This window comes from Streptomyces sp. NPDC101132 (assembly GCF_044759225.1).
Classification (GTDB): Bacteria; Actinomycetota; Actinomycetes; order Streptomycetales; family Streptomycetaceae; genus Streptomyces.
This window is the reverse complement of sequence record NZ_JBIVYX010000009.1, coordinates 40,851-60,843: the sequence shown is the minus strand read 5'-3', so window position 1 is coordinate 60,843 and position 19,993 is coordinate 40,851. Positions and strand designations below refer to the sequence as shown.

Annotated in this window: 21 protein-coding genes; 8 read left to right on the top strand and 13 right to left on the bottom strand. The window is 74.2% G+C overall.

Going from position 1 to position 19,993, the window contains the following annotated elements:
* Nucleotides 1-472 precede the first annotated feature (472 nt).
* The 4 genes from ACIQUR_RS21520 to ACIQUR_RS21505 form a co-directional block, all read right to left on the bottom strand.
* Nucleotides 473-1,327 carry a patatin-like phospholipase family protein gene (locus ACIQUR_RS21520; RefSeq protein ID WP_403666424.1) on the bottom strand — a complete coding sequence of 285 codons (855 nt, stop codon included), beginning with the start codon at nt 1,325-1,327 and terminating at the stop codon, nt 473-475.
* 111 nt (nt 1,328-1,438) lie between these two features.
* On the bottom strand, nt 1,439-2,620 hold the full coding sequence (gene tuf, locus ACIQUR_RS21515; protein WP_403666421.1) for an elongation factor Tu: 1,182 nt from the start codon (nt 2,618-2,620) through the stop codon (nt 1,439-1,441).
* Between the two features lie 153 nt (nt 2,621-2,773).
* Nucleotides 2,774-2,938, bottom strand: a complete 165-nt coding sequence (locus tag ACIQUR_RS21510) for a hypothetical protein (RefSeq protein ID WP_403666419.1) — start codon at nt 2,936-2,938, stop codon at nt 2,774-2,776.
* Nucleotides 2,939-3,155: 217 nt separating this feature from the next.
* Nucleotides 3,156-3,935: a DNA alkylation repair protein gene (locus ACIQUR_RS21505; protein ID WP_403667203.1), complete on the bottom strand. Its 780-nt coding sequence runs from the start codon at nt 3,933-3,935 to the stop codon at nt 3,156-3,158.
* A 205-nt stretch (nt 3,936-4,140) separates the two neighbouring features.
* Here ACIQUR_RS21505 and ACIQUR_RS21500 point away from each other — a divergent pair, with 205 nt between their 5' ends.
* The 5 genes from ACIQUR_RS21500 (at nt 4,141) to lnt (ending at nt 8,284) form a co-directional block, all read left to right on the top strand.
* Entirely contained in the window at nt 4,141-4,854 is a 714-nt protein-coding gene (locus tag ACIQUR_RS21500) for a TVP38/TMEM64 family protein (protein ID WP_403666416.1), read from the top strand.
* A gap of 95 nt (nt 4,855-4,949) precedes the next feature.
* Nucleotides 4,950-5,822 carry an undecaprenyl-diphosphate phosphatase gene (locus tag ACIQUR_RS21495; RefSeq protein WP_403666413.1) on the top strand — a complete coding sequence of 291 codons (873 nt, stop codon included), beginning with the start codon at nt 4,950-4,952 and terminating at the stop codon, nt 5,820-5,822.
* A gap of 121 nt (nt 5,823-5,943) precedes the next feature.
* The gene (locus ACIQUR_RS21490) at nt 5,944-6,111 is read left to right on the top strand and encodes a hypothetical protein (RefSeq protein ID WP_399957075.1); all 168 of its coding nucleotides are present in this window, start codon (nt 5,944-5,946) and stop codon (nt 6,109-6,111) included.
* A gap of 78 nt (nt 6,112-6,189) precedes the next feature.
* Complete coding sequence (locus ACIQUR_RS21485; RefSeq protein ID WP_403666410.1) at nt 6,190-6,687, top strand: nuclear transport factor 2 family protein; 498 nt, start codon at nt 6,190-6,192, stop codon at nt 6,685-6,687.
* 31 nt (nt 6,688-6,718) lie between these two features.
* On the top strand, nt 6,719-8,284 hold the full coding sequence (lnt, locus tag ACIQUR_RS21480; RefSeq protein WP_403666406.1) for an apolipoprotein N-acyltransferase: 1,566 nt from the start codon (nt 6,719-6,721) through the stop codon (nt 8,282-8,284).
* Here lnt and ACIQUR_RS21475 read toward each other — a convergent pair.
* The gene (locus tag ACIQUR_RS21475; protein WP_403666403.1) at nt 8,229-9,134 is read right to left on the bottom strand and encodes a Gfo/Idh/MocA family protein; all 906 of its coding nucleotides are present in this window, start codon (nt 9,132-9,134) and stop codon (nt 8,229-8,231) included. The two genes, lnt and ACIQUR_RS21475, sit on opposite strands and share 56 nt — an antisense overlap.
* Nucleotides 9,135-9,209: 75 nt before the next feature.
* Between ACIQUR_RS21475 and ACIQUR_RS21470 the strand changes: the two genes are divergently transcribed.
* A complete protein-coding gene (locus tag ACIQUR_RS21470) occupies nt 9,210-9,734 on the top strand; it encodes a DinB family protein (protein ID WP_403666400.1) in 525 nt (174 codons plus the stop codon).
* 99 nt (nt 9,735-9,833) lie between these two features.
* Complete coding sequence (locus ACIQUR_RS21465; protein ID WP_403666398.1) at nt 9,834-10,409, top strand: hypothetical protein; 576 nt, start codon at nt 9,834-9,836, stop codon at nt 10,407-10,409.
* Nucleotides 10,410-10,444: 35 nt separating this feature from the next.
* Here the strand turns inward: ACIQUR_RS21465 and ACIQUR_RS21460 are convergent, their stop codons facing one another.
* From ACIQUR_RS21460 to ACIQUR_RS21430, 7 genes are all read right to left on the bottom strand, one after another.
* Complete coding sequence (locus tag ACIQUR_RS21460; RefSeq protein ID WP_403666395.1) at nt 10,445-10,948, bottom strand: hypothetical protein; 504 nt, start codon at nt 10,946-10,948, stop codon at nt 10,445-10,447.
* A gap of 84 nt (nt 10,949-11,032) precedes the next feature.
* Nucleotides 11,033-11,701, bottom strand: coding sequence for a uracil-DNA glycosylase (locus ACIQUR_RS21455; protein ID WP_403667200.1), 669 nt, complete (start codon nt 11,699-11,701; stop codon nt 11,033-11,035).
* A gap of 97 nt (nt 11,702-11,798) precedes the next feature.
* Nucleotides 11,799-13,382, bottom strand: coding sequence for an ABC transporter substrate-binding protein (locus ACIQUR_RS21450; protein ID WP_403666392.1), 1,584 nt, complete (start codon nt 13,380-13,382; stop codon nt 11,799-11,801).
* A gap of 152 nt (nt 13,383-13,534) precedes the next feature.
* Nucleotides 13,535-14,296, bottom strand: coding sequence for an SDR family oxidoreductase (locus ACIQUR_RS21445; protein ID WP_403666389.1), 762 nt, complete (start codon nt 14,294-14,296; stop codon nt 13,535-13,537).
* A 20-nt stretch (nt 14,297-14,316) separates the two neighbouring features.
* Nucleotides 14,317-15,078, bottom strand: a complete 762-nt coding sequence (gene fabG / locus ACIQUR_RS21440; RefSeq protein ID WP_403666386.1) for a 3-oxoacyl-ACP reductase FabG — start codon at nt 15,076-15,078, stop codon at nt 14,317-14,319.
* 158 nt (nt 15,079-15,236) lie between these two features.
* Nucleotides 15,237-15,620: a DUF3037 domain-containing protein gene (locus ACIQUR_RS21435; protein WP_403666383.1), complete on the bottom strand. Its 384-nt coding sequence runs from the start codon at nt 15,618-15,620 to the stop codon at nt 15,237-15,239.
* Nucleotides 15,617-16,462 (bottom strand): HipA family kinase, encoded by an 846-nt coding sequence (locus ACIQUR_RS21430; RefSeq protein ID WP_403666380.1) that lies wholly within the window; start codon nt 16,460-16,462, stop codon nt 15,617-15,619. Before ACIQUR_RS21430 ends, ACIQUR_RS21435 begins: the two co-directional genes overlap by 4 nt.
* A 191-nt stretch (nt 16,463-16,653) precedes the next feature.
* On the opposite strand from ACIQUR_RS21430, the gene ACIQUR_RS21425 reads away from it, so the two are divergent.
* Nucleotides 16,654-18,432, top strand: coding sequence for a protein kinase (locus ACIQUR_RS21425; RefSeq protein ID WP_403666378.1), 1,779 nt, complete (start codon nt 16,654-16,656; stop codon nt 18,430-18,432).
* Between the two features lie 75 nt (nt 18,433-18,507).
* Here the strand turns inward: ACIQUR_RS21425 and ACIQUR_RS21420 are convergent, their stop codons facing one another.
* Nucleotides 18,508-19,902: an NAD(P)/FAD-dependent oxidoreductase gene (locus ACIQUR_RS21420; RefSeq protein WP_403666375.1), complete on the bottom strand. Its 1,395-nt coding sequence runs from the start codon at nt 19,900-19,902 to the stop codon at nt 18,508-18,510.
* Nucleotides 19,903-19,993: the final 91 nt, after the last annotated feature.

Here is a 19,993-nt window from a genome sequence, read left to right as displayed (position 1 = left end):
AGCTTCGCCCACCCACTGTCCACACCCCGCATCACGGGCACCGCATCACCGTCCACCCCACCATTCTCCCCACCCCCACGACCCCCGGGAACCCCGACCCCAGCCACCCCGCCCCGAGGCCGAGCGGTGGCCCGGAGCTCGGGGGACGCACTCCCACCGGTTCGCGGCGCAGCCCCGTGCGGGGGCCGCGGGCGCAGCCCTGCGAGGTCCGGGATGCCGCCCCGTGCGGGTGCGGCCCGCGGTACCACGAGGGCCCGGGGGCGCAGCCCCGTGGGGGCCCGGGCGCAGCCCCGCGGGGGACCGGGGCGCAGCTCCGGTGAGCGGGAGAAGGGTGGGGAGGGGAGCGCCCCGCAGGGCGGCCGCCCGCACCCGCGGGGCCCGCACCGACGCGGCACCGGCACGGTCGCGAGCCGGCACCCGGCACCCGGCACCGCCGGAGCGGGCGCGGGCGCGGGCGGACGCCCCGTAAGGCCTACCCCCAGAGCGCCGCGGCCTCGGCGGCCAGCGTCACGGCCTGCGCCAGCCCCGCTTCGGCGGCCGGCCGCCGACGGGCCGGGTCCAGTACGTTCCGCCCGAAGGCCCTCCTGGCCTCCCGCGACGGCGAGACCAGCAGCACCGACGAGCCCCCGGCCCGCAGCCCGTCCGCCAGCGACCGCGCCGAGGCCAGCACCCCCGCACCGCCGGGCATCGGCGCGAGGATCACCACGCGCCGGTACCCGGTGGCCAGGTCGGCGTTGGTGCCCGACCGCATCCCCCCGTCGATCCAGCGCCGCCCCCCGATGGTCACCGGCGGCCACACCCCCGGCACCGCACAGCTCGCGCCCACCGCCTCCAGCAGCGTGGCCCCGCTGTCCCGCCCGAAGGCCCGGAACTCCCCCGTGACCGCGTCCACCGCCGTCACCAGCAGCTCCGGCAGCCCCGGCCCGTCCGGCCACTCCCGCGAGACCAGCCGCCCGGCCAGCACCTCGCGGCGCACCTCCTCCGGCTCGGTCTCGGCGGCCAGCGCCATCGCACCCAGCCGCGCCCCGTAGGCCTGCGCGTCCTTGGCCCGCAGCATGGCGCCCGCGTACCGGGCCAGCAGCCCCGGGCCCAGCCGGGCGGCCCGCTCACCCGAGGCGTCGCCGGTCTGGCGCTCGTACAGCTCCCGCGGGGTCAGCAGTCCGGAGGCCAGCTGCGCGCCGACGACCGACCCGGCGGACGTACCGACCACCAGGTCCGCGTCGAAGAGGTTCACGCCCGCCTCGGCCAGCCCGTACAGGATCCCGGCCTCCCAGCCGATCCCGGTCAGGCCGCCCCCGCCGAGCACCAGTGCCGTGTCGCCGCCCATGGCCCCCACACCCCATCGTGTCGCCGCGGATCCCGCGGTTCCCCGCGTCCGCGGGTGGACGGCAGTCTGGCGCACGCCGGACCGCCGCCCCCACACCGGGGCCGGGAAGGATCAGCCCAGGGACGTCACCGTCCCCGCGCCGACCGTCCGCCCGCCCTCGCGGATCGCGAAGCCGAGCCCCGCCTCCAGCGGCACGTCACGCCCGAGCTCCACGGTCATCGTGACCGTCTCGCCGGGGCGGGCCGTCCCCGCCGCGCCCAGGTCCACGTTCCCCACCACGTCCGCGGTGCGGATGTAGAACTGCGGCCGGTAGCCGCTGGACAGCGCCGTCCGGCGGCCGCCCTCCCGCGCGGAGAGGACGTACACCTGCGCGGTGAACCGCCGGCTCGGCGTCACGCTGCCCGGGGCCGCGACCACGTCGCCGCGCCGCACCCCGTTCCGCGGGACGCCGCGCAGCAGCAGGGCCACGTTGTCGCCCGCCTCCGCGGACTCCATCGGCTTGCCGAAGGTCTCCAGGCCGGTGACCACGGTCTCGGCCGCCTCGTCGGCGCCCGCGCCGAGCAGGGACACCCGGTCGCCGACCCGCACCGTGCCGCGCTCCACGGCGCCGGTGACGACGGTGCCGCGCCCGGTGATGGTCAGCACGTTCTCGACCGGCAGCAGGAACGGGGCGTCCGTGTACCGCACCGGCATCGGCACGTACGTGTCCACCGCGTCCAGCAGCGCCTCGACGGCCGCCGTCCACTGCGGGTCGCCCTCCAGCGCGCGGAGCCCGGAGACCCGTACCACCGGCAGCGAGTCGCCGCCGTAGCCGTGCGCGGTGAGCAGCTCGCGGACCTCCAGCTCGACCAGGTCGGTCAGCTCGGGGTCGCCCGCGTCGGCCTTGTTCAGGGCGACCACGATGTGGTTCACCCCGACCTGGCGGGCGAGGAGCACGTGCTCGGCGGTCTGCGGCATGACCCCGTCGGCGGCGGACACGACGAGGATCGCGCCGTCGAGCTGCGCGGCCCCGGTCACCATGTTCTTGACGTAGTCGGCGTGCCCGGGCATGTCGACGTGGGCGTAGTGGCGGGTGTCGGTCTCGTACTCGACGTGCGTGAGGTTGATGGTGATGCCGCGACGGGCCTCCTCAGGGGCCCGGTCGATGCGCTCGAACGGCACGAAGGCGGCGCCCCCGCGCTCGGCGAGGACCTTGGTGATGGCGGCGGTCAGGGTGGTCTTGCCGTGGTCGACGTGACCCATCGTGCCGATGTTGAGGTGGGGCTTGCTGCGGACGTACGCCGTCTTGGGCATGGTTCCTTCCCGGAACTGGGACGTGGGACCGCGGCCGGCGCCCGGGCGCGCGCCGGGGGCGCGCGGACCGTCGGGCGGTACCGCGGAGGAGCGGGGACCCCGGGGCCGGACCGACCCTCCCCCTGCGGGGTCCGCCGGAATGTCCGGGAAGGGTCAGCGTCGGGCGCCGTCGAAGTGCCGGGCTGCGGGGGCGGCGACGGCCGCCGCGGCCGTCGCCGGGACCGACGTCGCGGCCGCCGGGGCCCGGTCGGCGAGGAGGGCAGCCTTCGGCGCGTCCGCGTGGGCGGACGTCGCATCGGGGAAGGCGTGCCGGAACATGTCCCCGATCCTGCCGTGCGGCGCCCGCCGGGTCGAATGCTTTTCCGTCAGGAGCCGTCCGCTGCCCGCGCGTTCGCGGCACTCCGGTCCGGGGCGGCGCCCCGCCGGCCCGGCGTTCGCCGGGGCGGCGCCCATCGGTTCGGTGCCCCTCGGTTCGGTGCCCGCCGCTTCGGTGCCCCTCGGTTCGGCTCCCGCGGGCACTCCCGGCCGGACGCGCTCAGAGGTTCTTCAGGGCCTCGCGCACCGAGAGCGGCGCCAGCCGGTCGCGCGCCCCGGCGACGAACTCCCGTACCGCGTCCGGGTCCGTCTTGGCGTACTCGCGCAGGCTCCAGCCGATGGCCTTGCGGACGAAGAAGTCGGGGTGGCCGGCCTGGCGCAGGCAGTAGCCGAAGAGCCGGCCGGTGTCCGTGGCCTCCTTGAAGCGGAGCTGGTGCAGCAGGGCGGTGCGCACCAGCCACAGGTCCGCGTCCCCGCTCCAGTCGTCCATCACGGCCGCGAGGGCGGGGTCGGCGGCGACCAGCGGCCCGACGGTGTGGGCGGCCAGCAGGTCGACGGTGTCCCACCAGGGGACGGTGACGAGGAGCCGCCGCACCACCGGCAGCAGGTCCGAGGAGCAGCGGCCGACGTGGCGGCGCAGGTAGTCGACGGCGAAGTAGTGGTACTCCCGCTCGGGCAGCGCCCAGCAGCGCAGGGCGATCGCCTTGCAGTCGGCCTCGGCGGGGCGGGGCAGCCCGGCCAGGACGGCGCGCGACAGCTCGCGGCGGCGCGGGGTGGGGATGCCGAGGAAGGGGGCCACGCCCTTCATGTACGCGGCTGCGGCCGCCGCCCGTACGGGGTCGGCGGCGGGCCCGTACGCGGCCGTCAGCCGCTCCAGCACGGCGTCGGCCAGCACGCTCGGCGGGGGCGTGACCGCACCGGCGGTGCCGTCGTCCACGGCGCCCCCGCCCGCGGCACCCCGACCGGTCGTGCCCTCGCCCGCGGCACCCCGGTCCGTCATGTTCTCGCCCGCCGCACCCCGGCCCGCTGCGGCGGCGGCCTCCGTGCACCGGCCCGCTGCGGCGGCGGCCTTCGTGCCCGGGCCGGCCGGAGTCCGCTCCGCCGCCCTTCGGTCCGCCGCCCCGCCGTCCGTCCGTCCCGTGTCCTTCGGCCGCATGAGGCACAGATTACGGCGGTCCGACGGGTACGTCGGTTACTCTCCCCGGATGTCCGCCCCCGCCGCCGCTCCGGCCGCCCGCCCGGGCCTGCCCGCCCGCTGCGCCCGCGCGCTGCTCGCGCCCCGCGCCCGGCTGGCCCTCCTCGTCGTCCTGCTGGTCACCGCGGGCCTCTGCGTACTCCGCTGGGAACCCCAGCGCCTGCTCTCCGAGGGCTGGCCCCCGTCCCAGGTCACCGGCGCCGGCGCGGTGCTGCTGTTCGCCGTGGGCTACGGCGTGTGCACGGCCGCGTTCGTGCCCCGGCCGCTGCTGAACCTGGCGGCGGGCGCTCTGTTCGGGGCCGGGTTCGGGCTCGCCGCGGCGGTCGCCGGCACCGTGCTCGGCGCCGGCATCGCGTTCGGCCTCGGCCGTGCGCTGGGCCAGGAGGCGCTGCGGCCGCTGGTGCGGGGACGCTGGCTGAAGGCGGCGGACGGGCAGCTGAGCCGGCACGGCTTCCGGTCGGTGCTGGCCGTGCGCATCTTCCCGGGGGTGCCCTTCGCGGCGGCCAACTACTGCGCGGCGGTGAGCCGGTGCGGCTGGCTGCCGTTCCTCCTCGCGACCGCGCTCGGCACGGTGCCCAACACCGCCGCGTACGTGATCGCGGGCAGCAGCGCCTCCTCCCCCACCTCCCCGGTGTTCCTGGGCGCGACGGGGTTCATCACCGTCTCCGGCCTCGGGGCGGCCGCGGTGGCCTGGCGCAAACGTCACCGGCTGACGGCCGCTTGACCCTTCGGGGTACCCCTGTGGTCGGACGTCCCCCGTACGGGCCCTAGCATCGGACGCGAACTGCCCGACGATCACAAGGACGAGCGCACCCCGACATGAGCTGGTTCGAATCCCTAATCCTCGGTCTCGTCCAAGGGCTCACGGAGTTCCTGCCCATCTCCTCCAGCGGCCACCTGCGGCTGACGGCGGCCTTCGCCGGCTGGGAGGACCCGGGCGCGGCCTTCACCGCCATCACCCAGATCGGTACCGAGGCCGCCGTCCTGATCTACTTCCGCAAGGACATCATGCGGATCGTGGGGGCCTGGTTCCGCTCCCTGACGGACCGGTCGATGCGCTCGGACCACGACGCGCAGATGGGCTGGCTGGTGATCGTGGGTTCGATCCCGATCGGCGTGCTGGGCGTGACGCTGAAGGACCACATCGAGGGACCCTTCCGCGACCTGCGGCTGATCGCGACCACGCTGATCGTGATGGGCATCGTGCTGGGAATCGCGGACCGGCTCGCGGCCCGCGACGAAGTGGGCGGCAGGCACCGTGCGATCCGGGAGCGCAAGACGCTCAAGGAGCTGGGCGTGCGCGACGGCCTCATCTTCGGCTTCTGCCAGGCGATGGCGCTGATCCCGGGCGTCTCCCGGTCCGGCGCGACCATCAGCGGCGGCCTCCTGATGGGGTACACGCGTGAGGCCGCGGCGCGTTACTCCTTCCTGCTGGCGATTCCGGCCGTGCTCGCGTCGGGCGCGTACGAGCTGAAGAGCGTGGGCGAGGGGCACGTCTCCTGGGGCCCGACGATCTTCGCGACGGTCATCGCCTTCGTGGTCGGCTACGCGGTGATCGCGTGGTTCATGAAGTTCATCACCACCAAGTCGTTCATGCCCTTCGTGATCTACCGGATCGCGCTCGGCATCGCCATCTTCGTGCTGGTCGGCACGGACGTGCTCAGCCCCCACGCGGGCGAGTCGGCCGGCTGACGGCCGGCCCGCCGCTTCGCGGGGCCCGTCCGGGAACGTTCCCGGACGGGCCCCGCGTCGTTGTGCCCAGGGAGGCGGTTCGCGTCGGGGCGGCCGCCGGACGAGGAACCGGGGGTGCCCGATGGGCGGCCGAGTGGTGCTGGAGCGTTTCCCGGCGGGGAGTCCGCACGGGAGCTGGCCCGCCGAGGAGTACGCGGCGGAGCGGATGCGGGAGGGAGTGGCGGCCGAGGTGGTGATGGACCTGGCCTCGGACGCCTTCCTGGTGGTGGTGCGGCAGCGGGAGCCGTGACGCCGGTTCCGGCCAGTGCCGGAGACCGGTGGCCGCACGGCTCTTGGCCTCGGGGGCCCGCTGTCCCACACTGACCCGATGACGCAGCGTGTGGACCTCGCGACGGTGATGGACCGGATGGCGGTGGACGCCGTGGTGACCGGGTACGCGGTGGCCGTGGACGACGGCGACTGGGTGGCCTACCGGGCCCTGTTCACCCGGGACGGTCGGGCCGACTACACCTCCGCGGGCGGGATCGAGGGACCCGCCGGAGAGGTGGCGGACTGGCTGGCCGAGACGATGCGGATCTTCCCGGTCCGCCAGCACCTGATCGTGAACCGGCGGGTGGAGCTGGAGGACCTGGGGGGTTCGCCGGGGGACCGTGCCGAGGTGCGCGCGGACTTCGTCAACCCGATGCGGCTCACCGACGGCACGGACGGCGCCGGCGGCCCGGACCTCTCCACCGCCCCCAATTTCGTCGCGGGGGGCCGGTACACCTTCGAGCTGGCCAGGACGTACGAGGGCTGGCGGCTGCGGAAGGTCACGGTGCACGAGAAGTGGCGGCACCTCGCCCCCGCCGGGGCGCCGGTCTCCTGACCGGGGCCCACACTGGGAGCGGAGGCGCCTGATGCGGTGGTGGCCCTGGCGGCGGTTCGCCGCCTCCCCGTGGTGGCGCGCGGCTGCCGCGTTCGCGGCCGGCGCGCTGCCCGCCCTCGCGTTCCCGGCGCCGGGGCTGTGGTGGTTCGCCTCCGTGGCCCTGGTGCCCTGGATGCTGCTGGCCCGCTCGGCGCCGACCGCCCGGCGGGCCGCGCTGGACGGGTGGCTGGGCGGGGCGGGCTTCATCGTGGCCGTGCACCACTGGCTGCTGCCCAGCCTCCACGTGTTCCTGCTGCCGCTGGCCGGGCTGCTGGGGGCGCTGTGGGTGCCGTGGGGCGTGCTGGTGCGGCGGATGCTGGCCGGCCGGCCGCCGCCGGTGCGCGCCGCCTGTTCCCTGCTGGTGCTGCCCTCGGCCTGGCTGCTGTCGGAGCTGGTCCGGTCCTGGGAGGGGCTGGGCGGGCCCTGGGGGCTGCTGGGGGCGAGCCAGTGGCAGGTGCCGGCGGCGCTGCGGCTGGCCTCGGTGGGCGGGGTGTGGCTGGTGAGCCTGCTGGTGGTGGCCGTCAACTGCGGCTGGGTGCTGTTGCTGTGCGGGGGCCGTCCGGCGCGGGCCGTCGCGGTGGGCGGGGCGACCGCCTGTGCGGTGCTGACCGGCTCGGTGTGGAGCTGGGCGCCGCGGCCGGAGCCGTACGAGGGGATACGCGTGGCCCTGGTGCAGCCGGGGGTGGTGGGCGGCGCCGACGCCGTGGAGCGGCGGTTCGCCGAGGGTGAGCGGCTGACCCTCGCGCTGGTGGGTCAGCGGCCGGACCTGGTGGTGTGGGGCGAGTCGAGCGTGGGCGCGGATCTGGCGGCGCGGCCGGACCTGGCCCGGCGGCTGGCGGCGCTCTCGGCGCGGGTCGGCGCGCCGCTGCTGGTGAACGTGGACGCGCGGGCGGCGGACCGGGCGGGCATCTACAAGAGTTCGGTGCTGGTGGGCCCCTCGGGGCCGACCGGGGACCGGTACGACAAGATGCGGCTGGTCCCGTTCGGGGAGTACGTGCCGGCCCGGGCGGTGCTCGGCTGGGTGACGTCGTTCGGCAAGGCGGCGGGCGAGGACCGCAGGCGCGGCACCGGGCAGGTGCTGATGGAGCTGCGGGGGCCGGCGGCGGGGGTCCGGGTGGGGCCGCTGGTGTGCTTCGAGTCGGCCTTCCCCGACATGTCGCGCCGGCTGGTCCGCGAGGGCGCCGGCCTGCTGGTGGCCCAGTCGGCCACGTCGAGCTTCCAGGACAGCTGGGCGCCGGCCCAGCACGCCTCGCTGGCGGCGCTGCGGGCCGCCGAGACCGGCCGGCCCTTCGTGCACGCGACGCTCACCGGCGTGAGCGTGGTCCACGGTCCCTCGGGCGAGCGGCTGGGCGCCCCGCTCGGCACCGGGGACCGGACGGCCGCGGTGTACGGGGTGCCGCTGGCCCGCGGCACCACCCTGTACGTGCGGTTGGGCGACTGGCCCGTGTGGGGCGCCCTGCTGGTGCTGGCGGGGGTGTGCGCCGCCGAGGGGGCGCGCGCCCTCAGGAGGCCTGCTCCAGCGCTTCCCGCACCACCCGCTCGCACAGCTCGTGGGTGAGGAGGGCGTCCCGGGCGCTGAGGACCGTACCGAGCTCGACCGCGGCCAGGAAGGTGTCGACGATCTGCTCGATGCCGCGCTGGCGGGCCACCGGCACCCAGTCGCCGCGCCGGCGCACGGTGGGCTGGCCCTTGTGGTCGATGACCTCGGCCAGGTTCACGACCTGGCGCTTGGTGTCCTGGCCGGACACCTCCAAGACCTCCTCGGTGGAGCCGGAGAGCCGGTTCATGACGCCCAGCGCCGTGAAGCCGTCGCCGGAGAGCTGGAGCACCACGTGTTCCATCAGGCCGTCGCGGATCCGGGCGCGGACCCCGACGTGGTCGGCCTCGCCGGGCAGCAGGAAGCGCAGGGTGTCGACGACGTGGATGAAGTCGTCGAGCACCAGGCTGCGCGGCTCCTCGGGGAGACCGACCCGGTTCTTCTGCATGATGATCAGTTCGCGGGGGTGCTCGGCGCACTGGGCGTAGCCGGGCGCGTGGCGGCGGTTGAAGCCCACCATGAGGGTCACGCCGCGCTCCTCGGCCAGTTCCACCAGCCGGACCGAGTCCTCGTAGGCGTAGGCGAGCGGCTTGTCGACGTACGTCGGTACGCCGGCCTCCAGCAGCCGCGTGACGATCTCGGGGTGGACGGCGGTCGGGGCGTGCACGAACGCCGCGTCCAGGCCGCTCGCCAGCAGCGAGTCGAGGCCGGTGTGCCGCTGCGCGGCGGGGATCCTGAGCTGGTCGCCGACCCGGTCGAGGGTGGCCGGGGTGCGCGTCTGCAGGTGCAGGTCCAGTTCCGGACGGGTGCCGAGGACCGGCAGGTACGCCTTCTGCGCGATGTCGCCGAGTCCGATGACGCCGACCTTCACCCTGGGACCTCCTGTGCACGTGGGGGGGACGTGGGCAGCTTAATCCCTGGTGCGGAGCGGGACCGTTGATCCAGGATGGCGGCCATGACGATCATCGAACGTACCGAACCCGCCACCACCGCCGACGAGCGCACCAGCCTGGAGGGCTGGCTGGAGTACCACCGGGCCACCCTCGCCGTGAAGTGCCAGGGCCTGACCGACGAGCAGCTGAGGGTGCGCGCCGTCCCGTCCTCCGAGCTGACCCTGCTCGGCCTGACCCGCCACATGGCCGAGGTGGAGCGCTTCTGGTTCCAGGAGATCACCCTCGGCCAGGAGGTCCCGGACCTCTACTGCTCGCGGGAGGACCCGGACGGCGACTTCCACGTGACGGAGGCGGACGGGTACGCCGAGGCGGAGGCCGCCCGGCAGGAGGCGATCGCCCGGGCCCGGGAGATCGGCGCCGCGCGCCCGCTCGACTCGGTCTCCGAGGGCCGCCACCCGCGCTCGGGCGAGGGCTTCGACCTGCGCTGGGTGTACACCCACATGATCGAGGAGTACGCGCGCCACAACGGGCACGCGGACCTGCTGCGGGAACTGATCGACGGCGTCACCGGGGAGTGACGGCGGGCGGCGTCACCCTGTGGTGACCGATCACCCGTGCGGGGTGAATTTCCGCTCCTGGTTTCCGTAAGGGGGCCGGAGCACAGCAGAGTTGCGCGGGTGCACCCAACCCGAACCACGACAAAACTGCTGCTCGGAGTGGCCTGTGCGGTTTCGGCCGTCTCCGGCTGTGTGAACGTGAACCCCGTCGCCGTGCAGCCCGCCGCCACCGCCGGGCCCCCGGACGCCGATCCGCGGCATGCGCCGCGCGGCGGTGCCGGGGCGGCCCCGGTGGTGGTCCAGGCGCCCGCGCTGGAGGCGCTGGAGGCCGTACCCGCCGAGCGGCGCCGTGCCGGCTCCGGGGACGGAGCCGCCGTGCGGGACCGGACGGAGCGCGCCGCCGGCGACCGGGCGGCCGCCGGGGCCGGGCAGGACGAGGCGGCACCGCGGCCGGTGCCCGCGGCGGAACCCGGGGCGGACGTGGAGCCCCCGCTGCCGGTGCCCGTGGCGGAACCCCCCGGCCGGGAGCACCCCGGCACGGGCGGCCCGCGCAAGGGCGGCAAGGGGAAGCCGGACGCGCTGCCGGCGCAGGTGCCGGTCCGGCCGGCCGACGTGTGCGCGCTGGGGCGCAAGTACGGGCAGTGGAAGAAGGACAGCCCCGAGGGACGCATCTGCTCGGGGGTCTACGGGGAGTAGAGCGCCGCGCCGGTCCCCAGGGGCCGGCAGGGGGCCTAGCGTCCCTCGACGCCCCGCAACCGGAGGTCGAGCCGCTCGATCGCGGCCCGCACCCCGTTGCCGTACCCGTCGTCGCCCAGCGCGCCGGACGCGGCCCGTGCCCGGTCCAGGTGGACCCGGGCCGCGTCCGGCCGCTGGAGCTTGACGTAGTCGGCGGCCAGGTTGAGGTGGAGCGAGGGGTAGAGGGCGCGGACGGCCACGGCCGGTGCGCGGCCGGCCGCCGGCCCGTCGTCCCGGGCCGGCCCCCCGGCCCCCAGGCCCTCCGCAGCGGTGAGGGCGCGGAGGTCCCAGGCGAGCTCGTCGGAGGGGTCGTCCTGGGCGTCGGCCATGTAGTGCGCCAGCGTGCACAGGTGCAGCGGGGCGCCCTCGCAGCCGATCTCCGTCCAGATCGCGGCCAGCCGCTCGCGCGCCTCGGCGCGGTCCCCGGCGTGCAGGAGCATGACCGCCTGGCCGATCCTGGTCATGACGGCGTCCTCCGACGCCTGCTGCTGCTCCGTCACCGCGGCCTCCCGTGCGTACCACCCGTGTGATCACGCCGACGCTATCCGCCGCGGGCGGACTTGCCCCTCAGGCGCGGGCCCGCGTCAGCCGAGGTTCGGGATCCGCCAGTCGATCGGCTCATGGCCCTGGGCGGCGACGGCCTCGTTGATCTGCGTGAAGGGGCGGGAGCCGAAGAACTTCTTCGCCGACAGCGGCGAGGGGTGGGCGCCCTTGACCACCACGTGGCGGGTCTCGTCGATGAGCGGGAGCTTCTTCTGGGCGTAGGCGCCCCACAGGACGAAGACCGCCGGGTCGGGGCGGGAGGCGACCGCGCGGATCACCGCGTCGGTGAACTTCTCCCAGCCCCGGCCCTTGTGCGAGTTGGGCTCGGCCTCACGGACGGTGAGGACGGCGTTGAGCAGCAGGACGCCCTGCTCCGCCCACGGCATGAGGTAGCCGTTGTCCGGGACCGGCAGGTCCAGCTCCGCGTGCATCTCCTTGTAGATGTTGCGCAGCGACGGCGGGGTCTTGACCCCCGGCTGCACCGAGAAGCACAGGCCGTGGCCCTGGCCGGCGCCGTGGTAGGGGTCCTGGCCGAGGACGAGGACCTTGACCCGGTCGAACGGGGTGGCCTCCAGGGCCGCGAAGACCTGCTCGCGCGGCGGGTAGACCGGCCCGTTGGCCCGCTCCTTCTCGACGAACTCGAGAAGCTCCGTGAAGTAGGGCTTCTCGAGTTCCTCGCCGAGGACGGGGAGCCAGGACTCGGGCAGCATGTCGGTCACGTCAACAACCTCCAGGACACGTTCAGTACGTACCCCAGAACCTACCGGCGCCCACTGACAACGCCGCCCGTGCCCCGGAATCCCTGCGTCACCAACTGGTCTTGCGGTAAAGCTCCCACATCTGCATGACGGTCTGCGGGTCGAGGGCGCGCTCGCCGCCGCCGATGTCCTCACCGGCCGCCACGTACAGCTTGCCCTGCCACAGCGGAAGCAGCCGGACGTCCTCGGCGAGGATCTCCTGGGCCCGCTCGAACTGCTTGCCGACCGCGCCGCGGTCGCCCTGGCGGCGCGACTGGGGCAGCAGCTCGGTGGTGATCTCCTTGGCCTCGTACGGCGTACCGACGGCGTTCTCCTTGCCGACGAACGGCGCGATGAAGTTGTCGGGGTCCGGGAAGTCGGGGAACCAGCCTCGGCCGAAGACGGGGTACTCGCCGCTCTTGTAGCCCTCCTGGAAGACCTTCCAGGGCTTGCCCTGGATGGTGACCTCGAACAGGCCGCTGGCGTCGAGCTGCCGCTTGATCTCGGCGAACTCACCCGCGGTGGAGGAGCCGTAGCGGTCCGTGGTGTAGAAGAGGGTCAGCTTGACCGGGTCGGTGATCCCGGCCTCGCGCAGGATGGCCTTGGCCTTGGAGACGCTGGGCTGGCCGAAGCGGTCGTAGAAGGGCGTCTTGTGGCTGGCCACGCCCTTGGGGACCATCGAGTACAGCGGCTCGGCGGTGCCCCGGTAGATCTTGGCGACCAGCGCGCCGCGGTCGATGATCTGGGCCACGGCCTCCCGGACCGCGGTCTTGGCGACCGCGGGGTCCTTGGGGTTGAAGACCAGGTAGCGGATCTCCGCGCCGTAGCCCTCGACCACCTGGATGCCCTGCTTGCGGGCCTCCGCGCCCTGGAGGTCCTTGATCTCCTCGGCCGTGAGGCCCCGGTAGGTCGCGTCGATCTCCTTGGCCTTCAGCGCGGCCACCATCTTCGCGGAGTCGTCGAAGTAGGTGATCGTGACCGAGTCGTTGCGGCGGTTCGCGAAGCCCGTGTAGTCGGGGTTGCGCACCAGCTCGGCGCGCTTCTTGTCCTCGTAGGCCTGCAGCAGGTACGGGCCGGAGCCGGTGACCTTGCCGTCGGTGCGGAGCGAGTCGGCCGGGTACTCCCGGGGCGCGACGAGCGAGGCGGCCGGCGAGCCGAGCACGAAGGGGAAGGTGGCGTCGGGGGTGCTGAGGTGGAAGACCACGGTCAGGTCGCCGCTGGTCTCGATGCGCTCCAGGGAACCGAAGAGGTCCTTGGGACCGACCTTGGAGTTGATCGTGCGGATGCGGTCGAAGGAGTGCTTGACGGCCTTCGCGTCGAGCGCCTCGCCGTTGGAGAACTTCAGGCCCTTGCGCAGGACGCAGCGGTAGGACTCGTTGGCGGAGTCGGTGAACTCGCAGCTCTGCGCGGCGTCGGGCTGGGGCTTGGTGGAACCCGTCGGGAAGGCGAGCAGGGTCTGGTAGACGTTCCGGTAGAGCTCCCAGGAACCGTCCCATGCGGCGGCGGGATCGAGGGTGCTGGGCGAGCTCGTCGTGCCTACGACGAGTTTCTGATTGCCCTTTTCGTCATCTTCCGAAAGCACGCCGCATCCGGCGAGCAGGGATATGGACGCAAGGGCCGCAGCAGTCTGCAGACATCTGGTCCGGTTGAACACGTGCACGCTCCTCGATCAACCACGGTTCGGCCGACCATACCGCAGTACCCCACCGTTCCAACCAGCAGGTTCGGTGGGGTACTTGATCATTTAGACGCCCTATTAGGGGTGCTTTTGCCACCCTTTAGCAAAGCGGTCCGTCCGAATACCGGTCAGCCAACTCCGGCATTCAGAAAGATTCCCCCATCCACGACCAGCGTCTGTCCCGTGACCCATTCCGACTGGTCGGATGTGAGAAATGCGGCAGCTCCGCCGATGTCCGACGGAAGCCCCAGGCGGCCCAGCGGATAGGCCGCGGCGGCTTCCGCTTCGCGCCCCTCGTAGAGGGCCTGGGCGAACTTCGTCTTCACCACGGCGGGGGCGATCGCGTTCACCCGGACCCCCGGTGCCATCTCGTGCGCGAGCTGGAGGGTCAGGTTGACCATCGCCGCCTTGCTCATCCCGTACGCGCCGATGAAGGGCGAGGCGGAGACGCCCGCGATGGAGGCGATGTTCACGATCGCCCCGCCGTTGTCCTTCTGCCAGGCGTGCCAGGTCCGCTGCGCGAAGCCGAGCGCGGAGATCACGTTGGTCTCGAAGACCTTCCGGGCCACTCCCAGGTCCAGGTCCGCGAGCGGACCGAAGACCGGGTTGGTCCCGGCGTTGTTCACCAGGAAGTCCACCCGGCCGAAGGCCTCCATCACCCGGTCGACCGCCACCCGCTGGTGCTCCTCGTCGTGGGCCTTGCCCGCGACGGCGATCACGCGGTCCGACCCGAGGCGCTCGACGGCCTCCTTCAGGGTGTCCTCGTTGCGCCCGGTGATGCAGACCCGGTCACCGCGGGCGACCAGGGCCTCCGCGATGCCGTAGCCGATGCCGCGGCTGGCCCCCGTGATGAGCGCGACCCTGCCGCTGTCCGTGCCGTCGTACGTCATGTCGTACGCCCTCCCCTTCGTCAGTTGAGCGGGCCGCCGGCCACGTACAGGACCTGGCCGGAGACGAAGCCCGCGTCGTCGCCGGTGAAGAAGGCGATGGCGTTGGCGATGTCGTCGGGGCGGCCGACGCGCTGGACCGGGATCTGGGTGGCGGCGGCGGCCTGGAAGTCCTCGAAGCCCATGCCGACGCGGGCGGCGGTCTGGGCGGTCATCTCGGTGACGATGAAGCCGGGGGCGACGGCGTTGGCGGTGACGCCGAACTTGCCGAGCTCGATGGCGAGGGTCTTGGTGAAGCCCTGGAGGCCGGCCTTGGCGGCGGAGTAGTTCACCTGGCCGCGGTTGCCGAGCGCGGAGCTGCTCGACAGGTTCACGATGCGGCCGAACTTGGCGTCGACCATGTGCTTCTGACAGGCCTTCGACATCAGGAAGGCGCCGCGCAGGTGCACGTTCATCACCGTGTCCCAGTCGCTCTCGCTCATCTTGAAGAGGAGGTTGTCGCGCAGCACGCCGGCGTTGTTCACGAGGACCGTCGGGGCGCCGAGGGTGGCGGCGACCCGCTCCACGGCGGCCTCGACCTGGGCGGCGTCGGAGACGTCGCAGCCGACGGCGATGGCCTTGCCGCCCGCCGCGGTGATGGCCTCCACGGTGTCCTTGCAGGCGGCCTCGTCGAGGTCGAGTACGGCCACGGCGCGGCCCTCGGCGGCCAGGCGCACGGCGGTGGCGGCGCCGATGCCCCGGGCCGCCCCGGTCACGATGGCGACGCGCTGCTCGGTGGTGGACATGCTGGATCTCCTCGCCCTTGGGTGCGGCGCCCCGATGCCTGCGCGGTGCGGCGACATTCTCTGAGCAACCGCTTAGTAGCTTCAGCGTGGGAGACGCTAGAAGCCCCGGCACCCGGTGTCAACGGCACCGGGCGCCAGGGCTCCCGGACGGCGTCCGGTCAGCGCACCAGCAGGTCGAGCAGGCGCTCCACCTCGGCTTCGGGATCGGCCGTCAGGCCGGTGTGCACCGGACCCGGCTGTACGACGGTGCTGCGCGGCGCGATCAGCCAGCGGAACCGGCGCCCGGCGTCGTCGCCCGCGGCCTGCCCGGCCCGCTCGCCCCCCGCGCACACCCCCTCGACGGCGTGCAGGGCGGCCCGTACGCCGACCACGTCGGCACCCGGGTCCAGGGCCAGCAGCTTCGCCTCGTCCAGGTGGGTCCTGGCGGCCACGAAGGCCTTGGCGCGGCAGTAGACCACCACGCCGGCGTTGAAGAGTTCACCGCGCTCCATGCGGGGAACCACCCGCACCAGCGCGTACTCGAAGACGTCCCGCTCGCTCACTTGCCTTCGCTCTTCTGCTTGACGGGGTGGGGCCACTCGGTGAGGTGGTCGGTCAGCCAGCCGGGCGGGCCCTGCGGGGCCTTGGCCGGCTTCTCCATGGAGATCCGCTCGTGGATGGTCGCGGCGCGCGGCAGCAGCGCGTCGACGTAGGCCCGGCGCACCTCGTCCGCGGTCGCGAACCCGGGCTCGTCGGCCAGCCACTCGTCGGGCACGTCGGCGGCGACCTCCTCCAGGAGTTCGCGGGTCACCCGGGGCGCCAGCTCGGCGGCCGCGGCCGCGACGTCGGGGCCGGCGGGGGCGAGCACGTGGTCGTGCGCGTTGTACGGCTTGGCCGAGGCGGCCTGCGCGGTGGGCCAGTTGTGGTGCCAGATCATCGTGGCGCCGTGGTCGATGAGCCACGGCTCCCCGTGCCAGACCAGCATGTTGGGGTTGCGCCAGGACCGGTCCACGTTGTTGATCAGCGCGTCGAACCAGACCACGCGGCCCGCCTCGACCGGGTCCACCTGGTACGCGAGGGGGTCGAACCCGATCGAACCGGGGAGGTAGTCCATGCCGAGGTTCAGCCCGCCGCTCGCCTTGAGCAGCTCCTGCACCTCCTGGTCCGGCTCGCCGAGCCCGATGACCGGGTCGAGCTGGATCGCCACCAGCTCGGGCACCCGCAGCCCCAGCCGCTGCGCGAGCCGCCCGCAGACGACCTCGGCGACCAGGGTCTTGCGGCCCTGCCCGGCACCCTTGAACTTCATGACGTACGTACCGAGGTCGTCGGCCTCGACGATCCCGGGGAGCGAGCCGCCCTCACGCAGGGGCGTGACGTAGCGGGTCGCGATCACTTCTGTGAGCATCCGCCCAGGCTAACCCTCCGGCCCGGCATCGCGGCGCGGGCCGGGCGAGCGGAGGCGCCCTCGGCGGCGGAACGGTGCGAACACGACACCCGGCGGCGGGAATCGGCCGCGCGGACCGTCCCCGCACTGCCATGATGACGGCACTACGGCGGGCCGTGGCCCCTTCGCGGCCGGGCCCGGGAGGGGGCAGCGTGAGGCGCGAACCGGAGGCCCTGCGGGCCGGGGATCCCGTGCAGGTCGGCCCGTACCGGATTACCGGGCGGCTGGGCGCCGGCGGGATGGGCTCCGTCTACCTCGGGCGGTCCCGGGGCGGCCGGGCCGTCGCGGTCAAGGTGGTGCGGCCGGAGCTGGCGGAGGACCCGGTCTTCCGGCGTCGGTTCGCCCGCGAGGTCAGTGCGGCGCGGCAGGTCAACGGGGTCTTCACCGCCGGGCTCGTCGACGCCGACCCGGACGGCGATCCGCCCTGGCTGGCCACCGCGTACGTGTCCGGTCCCTCCCTGAACGACGCAGTGCGCGCGCACGGCCCCTGGCCCGAGCAGTCGGTGCTGGCGCTGGCCGCCGGTGTGGCCGAGGCGCTGGAGGCCATCCACGCCCAGGACGTCGTGCACCGCGACCTGAAGCCGTCCAACGTGCTGCTCTCGCCGGACGGGCCGCGCGTGATCGACTTCGGCATCTCGGTGGTCGCCGACGGCGCGACGGACCTGACCAGGACCGGCTTCATGGTCGGCACCCCGGGCTTCATGTCACCGGAGCAGCTCACCGGCGAGCCGGTCACCGCAGCCGCCGACGTGTTCGCGCTGGGCGCGCTCCTTACCTTCACCGCCACCGGTACGGGGCCCTTCGGCGCCGGCACGGTCTCGCAGCTGATGTACCGCGTCGTGCACCACGAGCCGGACCTCGGCGCGCTCCCGGCCCGGCTGCGGGACGTGGTCGGCAGATGCCTGGCCAAGGACCCGGGGGCCCGGCCCACCGTGTCGGCGCTGCTGGAGGAGCTGGCCGGCGACACCGAGGCGACGGCCGCCGACCGCTGGCTGCCCGCGTCGCTGGCGGCGCTCCTGTTCGCCGGGCACACCGGGGGCGGGGCACCGGATCCCGACGAGCCGCGGACGCCGACGGCGGTCGACCCGCGCACCCCCGCGGGAGGGGGCGCCAGCCCCTCCGCCGTCACCAAGACCACGCCGGCCGGGGTCCCGGGTCCCCCGCCGCCCCCGGCCCCGCCGCGCGGCCCGGGCGGGTTCGGACCCGCCCCGGGCGGGTTCGGGCCGCCGCCGGACGTACGGCCCCTGCCGCCCACCGTTCCGCAGGGACCGCTGCCCGGCCCGGCCCCGTACCCCCACCCGCACGAACCGCGGCCCGCGTCGCGCGGCAAGGGCGCGGCGGCCGTCACCGCCGCCGCGGTCGCCGCGGTGGTGATCGGTCTGCTGGCCTGGCTCCTGCCCCGGGCCTGGGAGGACACCGGTTCGGGGAACGGGGGCGGACGCGACGACGCCAGGAACGGCAGCAGTCCGGCCCCCGAGCGGTCGGCCTCGTGGTCGCGCGATCCCGCACCCGCCACCCCGGGGGCCTCGGCCTCCGGACCCACGGTGGCCCCGCAGACGGATCCCTCCCCCTCCGAGGCGGCGGGTCCCGGCGTGGTCGGCACGTGGCGCGGCACCTACCGTTGCACCCAGGGCCTGACCCGGCTCGACCTGACCATCAGCGGGGCGGGCGGCAACGCCCTCCAGGCGGTGTTCGCGTTCTCGGCCCACCCCGACAACCCGACGGTGCCGAACGGCTCGTTCACCATGATCGGGTCGTACGAGGACGGGCGGATGGTGCTGCGCGGCGACAAGTGGATCGTCCGGCCGCCGGGCTACCTCACGGTCGACCTGGAGGCCGAGGTCACCGGCGGCAGTCCCGCCGTCATCAACGGCACGGTCGCCGCGGACGGTTCCACCTGCACCACGTTCGCGGTGGAGCGGCAGAGCTGACCCCCGGCCTCCCGAGCCGCCCGGCACCGGCCCCCGCCCCTGCCCCTGCCCCCCGGCATCGCTCCCCCGGCGGCCTCAGCTGTCGAAGCCGAGGCCGAAGCGGTCCAGGGTCCTGAGCCAGAGGTTGCGCCGGCCCTCGTTGCGGTCGGCGCGGGCCATGGACCACTTGGTGATGCCGATGCCCGCGGCGCGTACCGGCTCGGGAGGGAAGGGGAGCGGCTTGCGGCGCACGAGGTCGAGTCCGGTGCGCTCGGTCCGCTCCCCGGCGAGCAGGTCCAGCATCACCTCGGCTCCGAAGCGGCTGGCGCCGACGCCGAGTCCGGTGTAGCCGGCGGCGTAGGAGACCCGGCCCTGGTGGCTGGTGTCGAAGAACACGCAGAAGCGGGTGCTGGCGTCGATCGCGCCGCCCCAGGCGTGCGTGAACCGGACGCCGGTCAACTGCGGGAAGGTGGTGTGGAAGTGCCGCGCCAGGGTCGCGAACGTCTCGGGGCGCTGGTCGTGTTCGGCGCGGACCCGGCCGCCGTAGCGGTACACGGCGTCGTAACCGCCCCACAGGATGCGGTTGTCGGCGGAGAGCCGCACGTAGTGGAACTGGTTGGTGCTGTCGGCGAAGCCCTGGCGGCCGCGCCAGCCGACCGAGGCGAGCTGCTCGGCGGAGAGCGGCTCGGTCATCAGCGCGTAGTCGTAGACCGGGACGGTGTACGGGCGGTGGCGGCGCAGCAGGGACGGGTGGGCGTTGGTCGCCAGGGCCACGCGCCGGGCGGTGATCCGTCCGTAGGGCGTGCGCACCCCGATCGCGGCGCCCCGTTCGCGGAGCGAGAGCGCGGGGGTGTGCTCGTGGATGCGGACGCCGAGGGCGAGGCAGGCCCGCTTGAGCCCCCAGGCGAGGCGGGCCGGGTTGACCATGGCGACGCCTTCCCGGTCCCACAGTCCGCCGAGGAAGGTCGGCGAGTCGATCTCGGCGCGGACGGCGTCGCGGTCGAGCAGGACGGGCTTGCTGCCGTACCGTGCGGCGGTCTCGGCCCCCTCGCGGAGGCCTTCGAGCTGGTAGGGCTCGGTGGCGACGACGATGGAACCGGTGCGCTCCCAGGCGCAGTCGATGCCGTGGCGGGCCACGGTGTCCTCGATGGCCTGGAGGTTCGCGTGGCCGAGCCGTTCGAGGCGGGCGATCTCGTCGGGCCAGCGCTGGAGCCCGTTGAACAGGCCGTGGGTCAGGCTCGCCTCGCAGAAGCCGCCGTTGCGGCCGGAGGCGGCGCCGCCGGTCTCGCCGGCCTCGACGAGCACGACGTCGGTGGAGGGGTCGCGTTCCTTGGCGACGAGGGCGGTCCACAGTCCGGTGTAGCCGCCGCCGACCACGAGCAGGTCGCAGTCGGTGGCGCCGGTCAGGGCGGGGGCGGGTTCGGGCCGGTCGGGGTCGTCGAGCCAGAACGGGGTCGGTACGGCGTCCCGGAGCGAGGTGAGGTGGTCCATGGGGCGGGCTCCTTCGGGTCGCGGAGGTACGGGCCTCCGGAGTGCCGCCATGAGATCTCTCCCGCCCGGACAACGTCAATGGTGTTGTCAT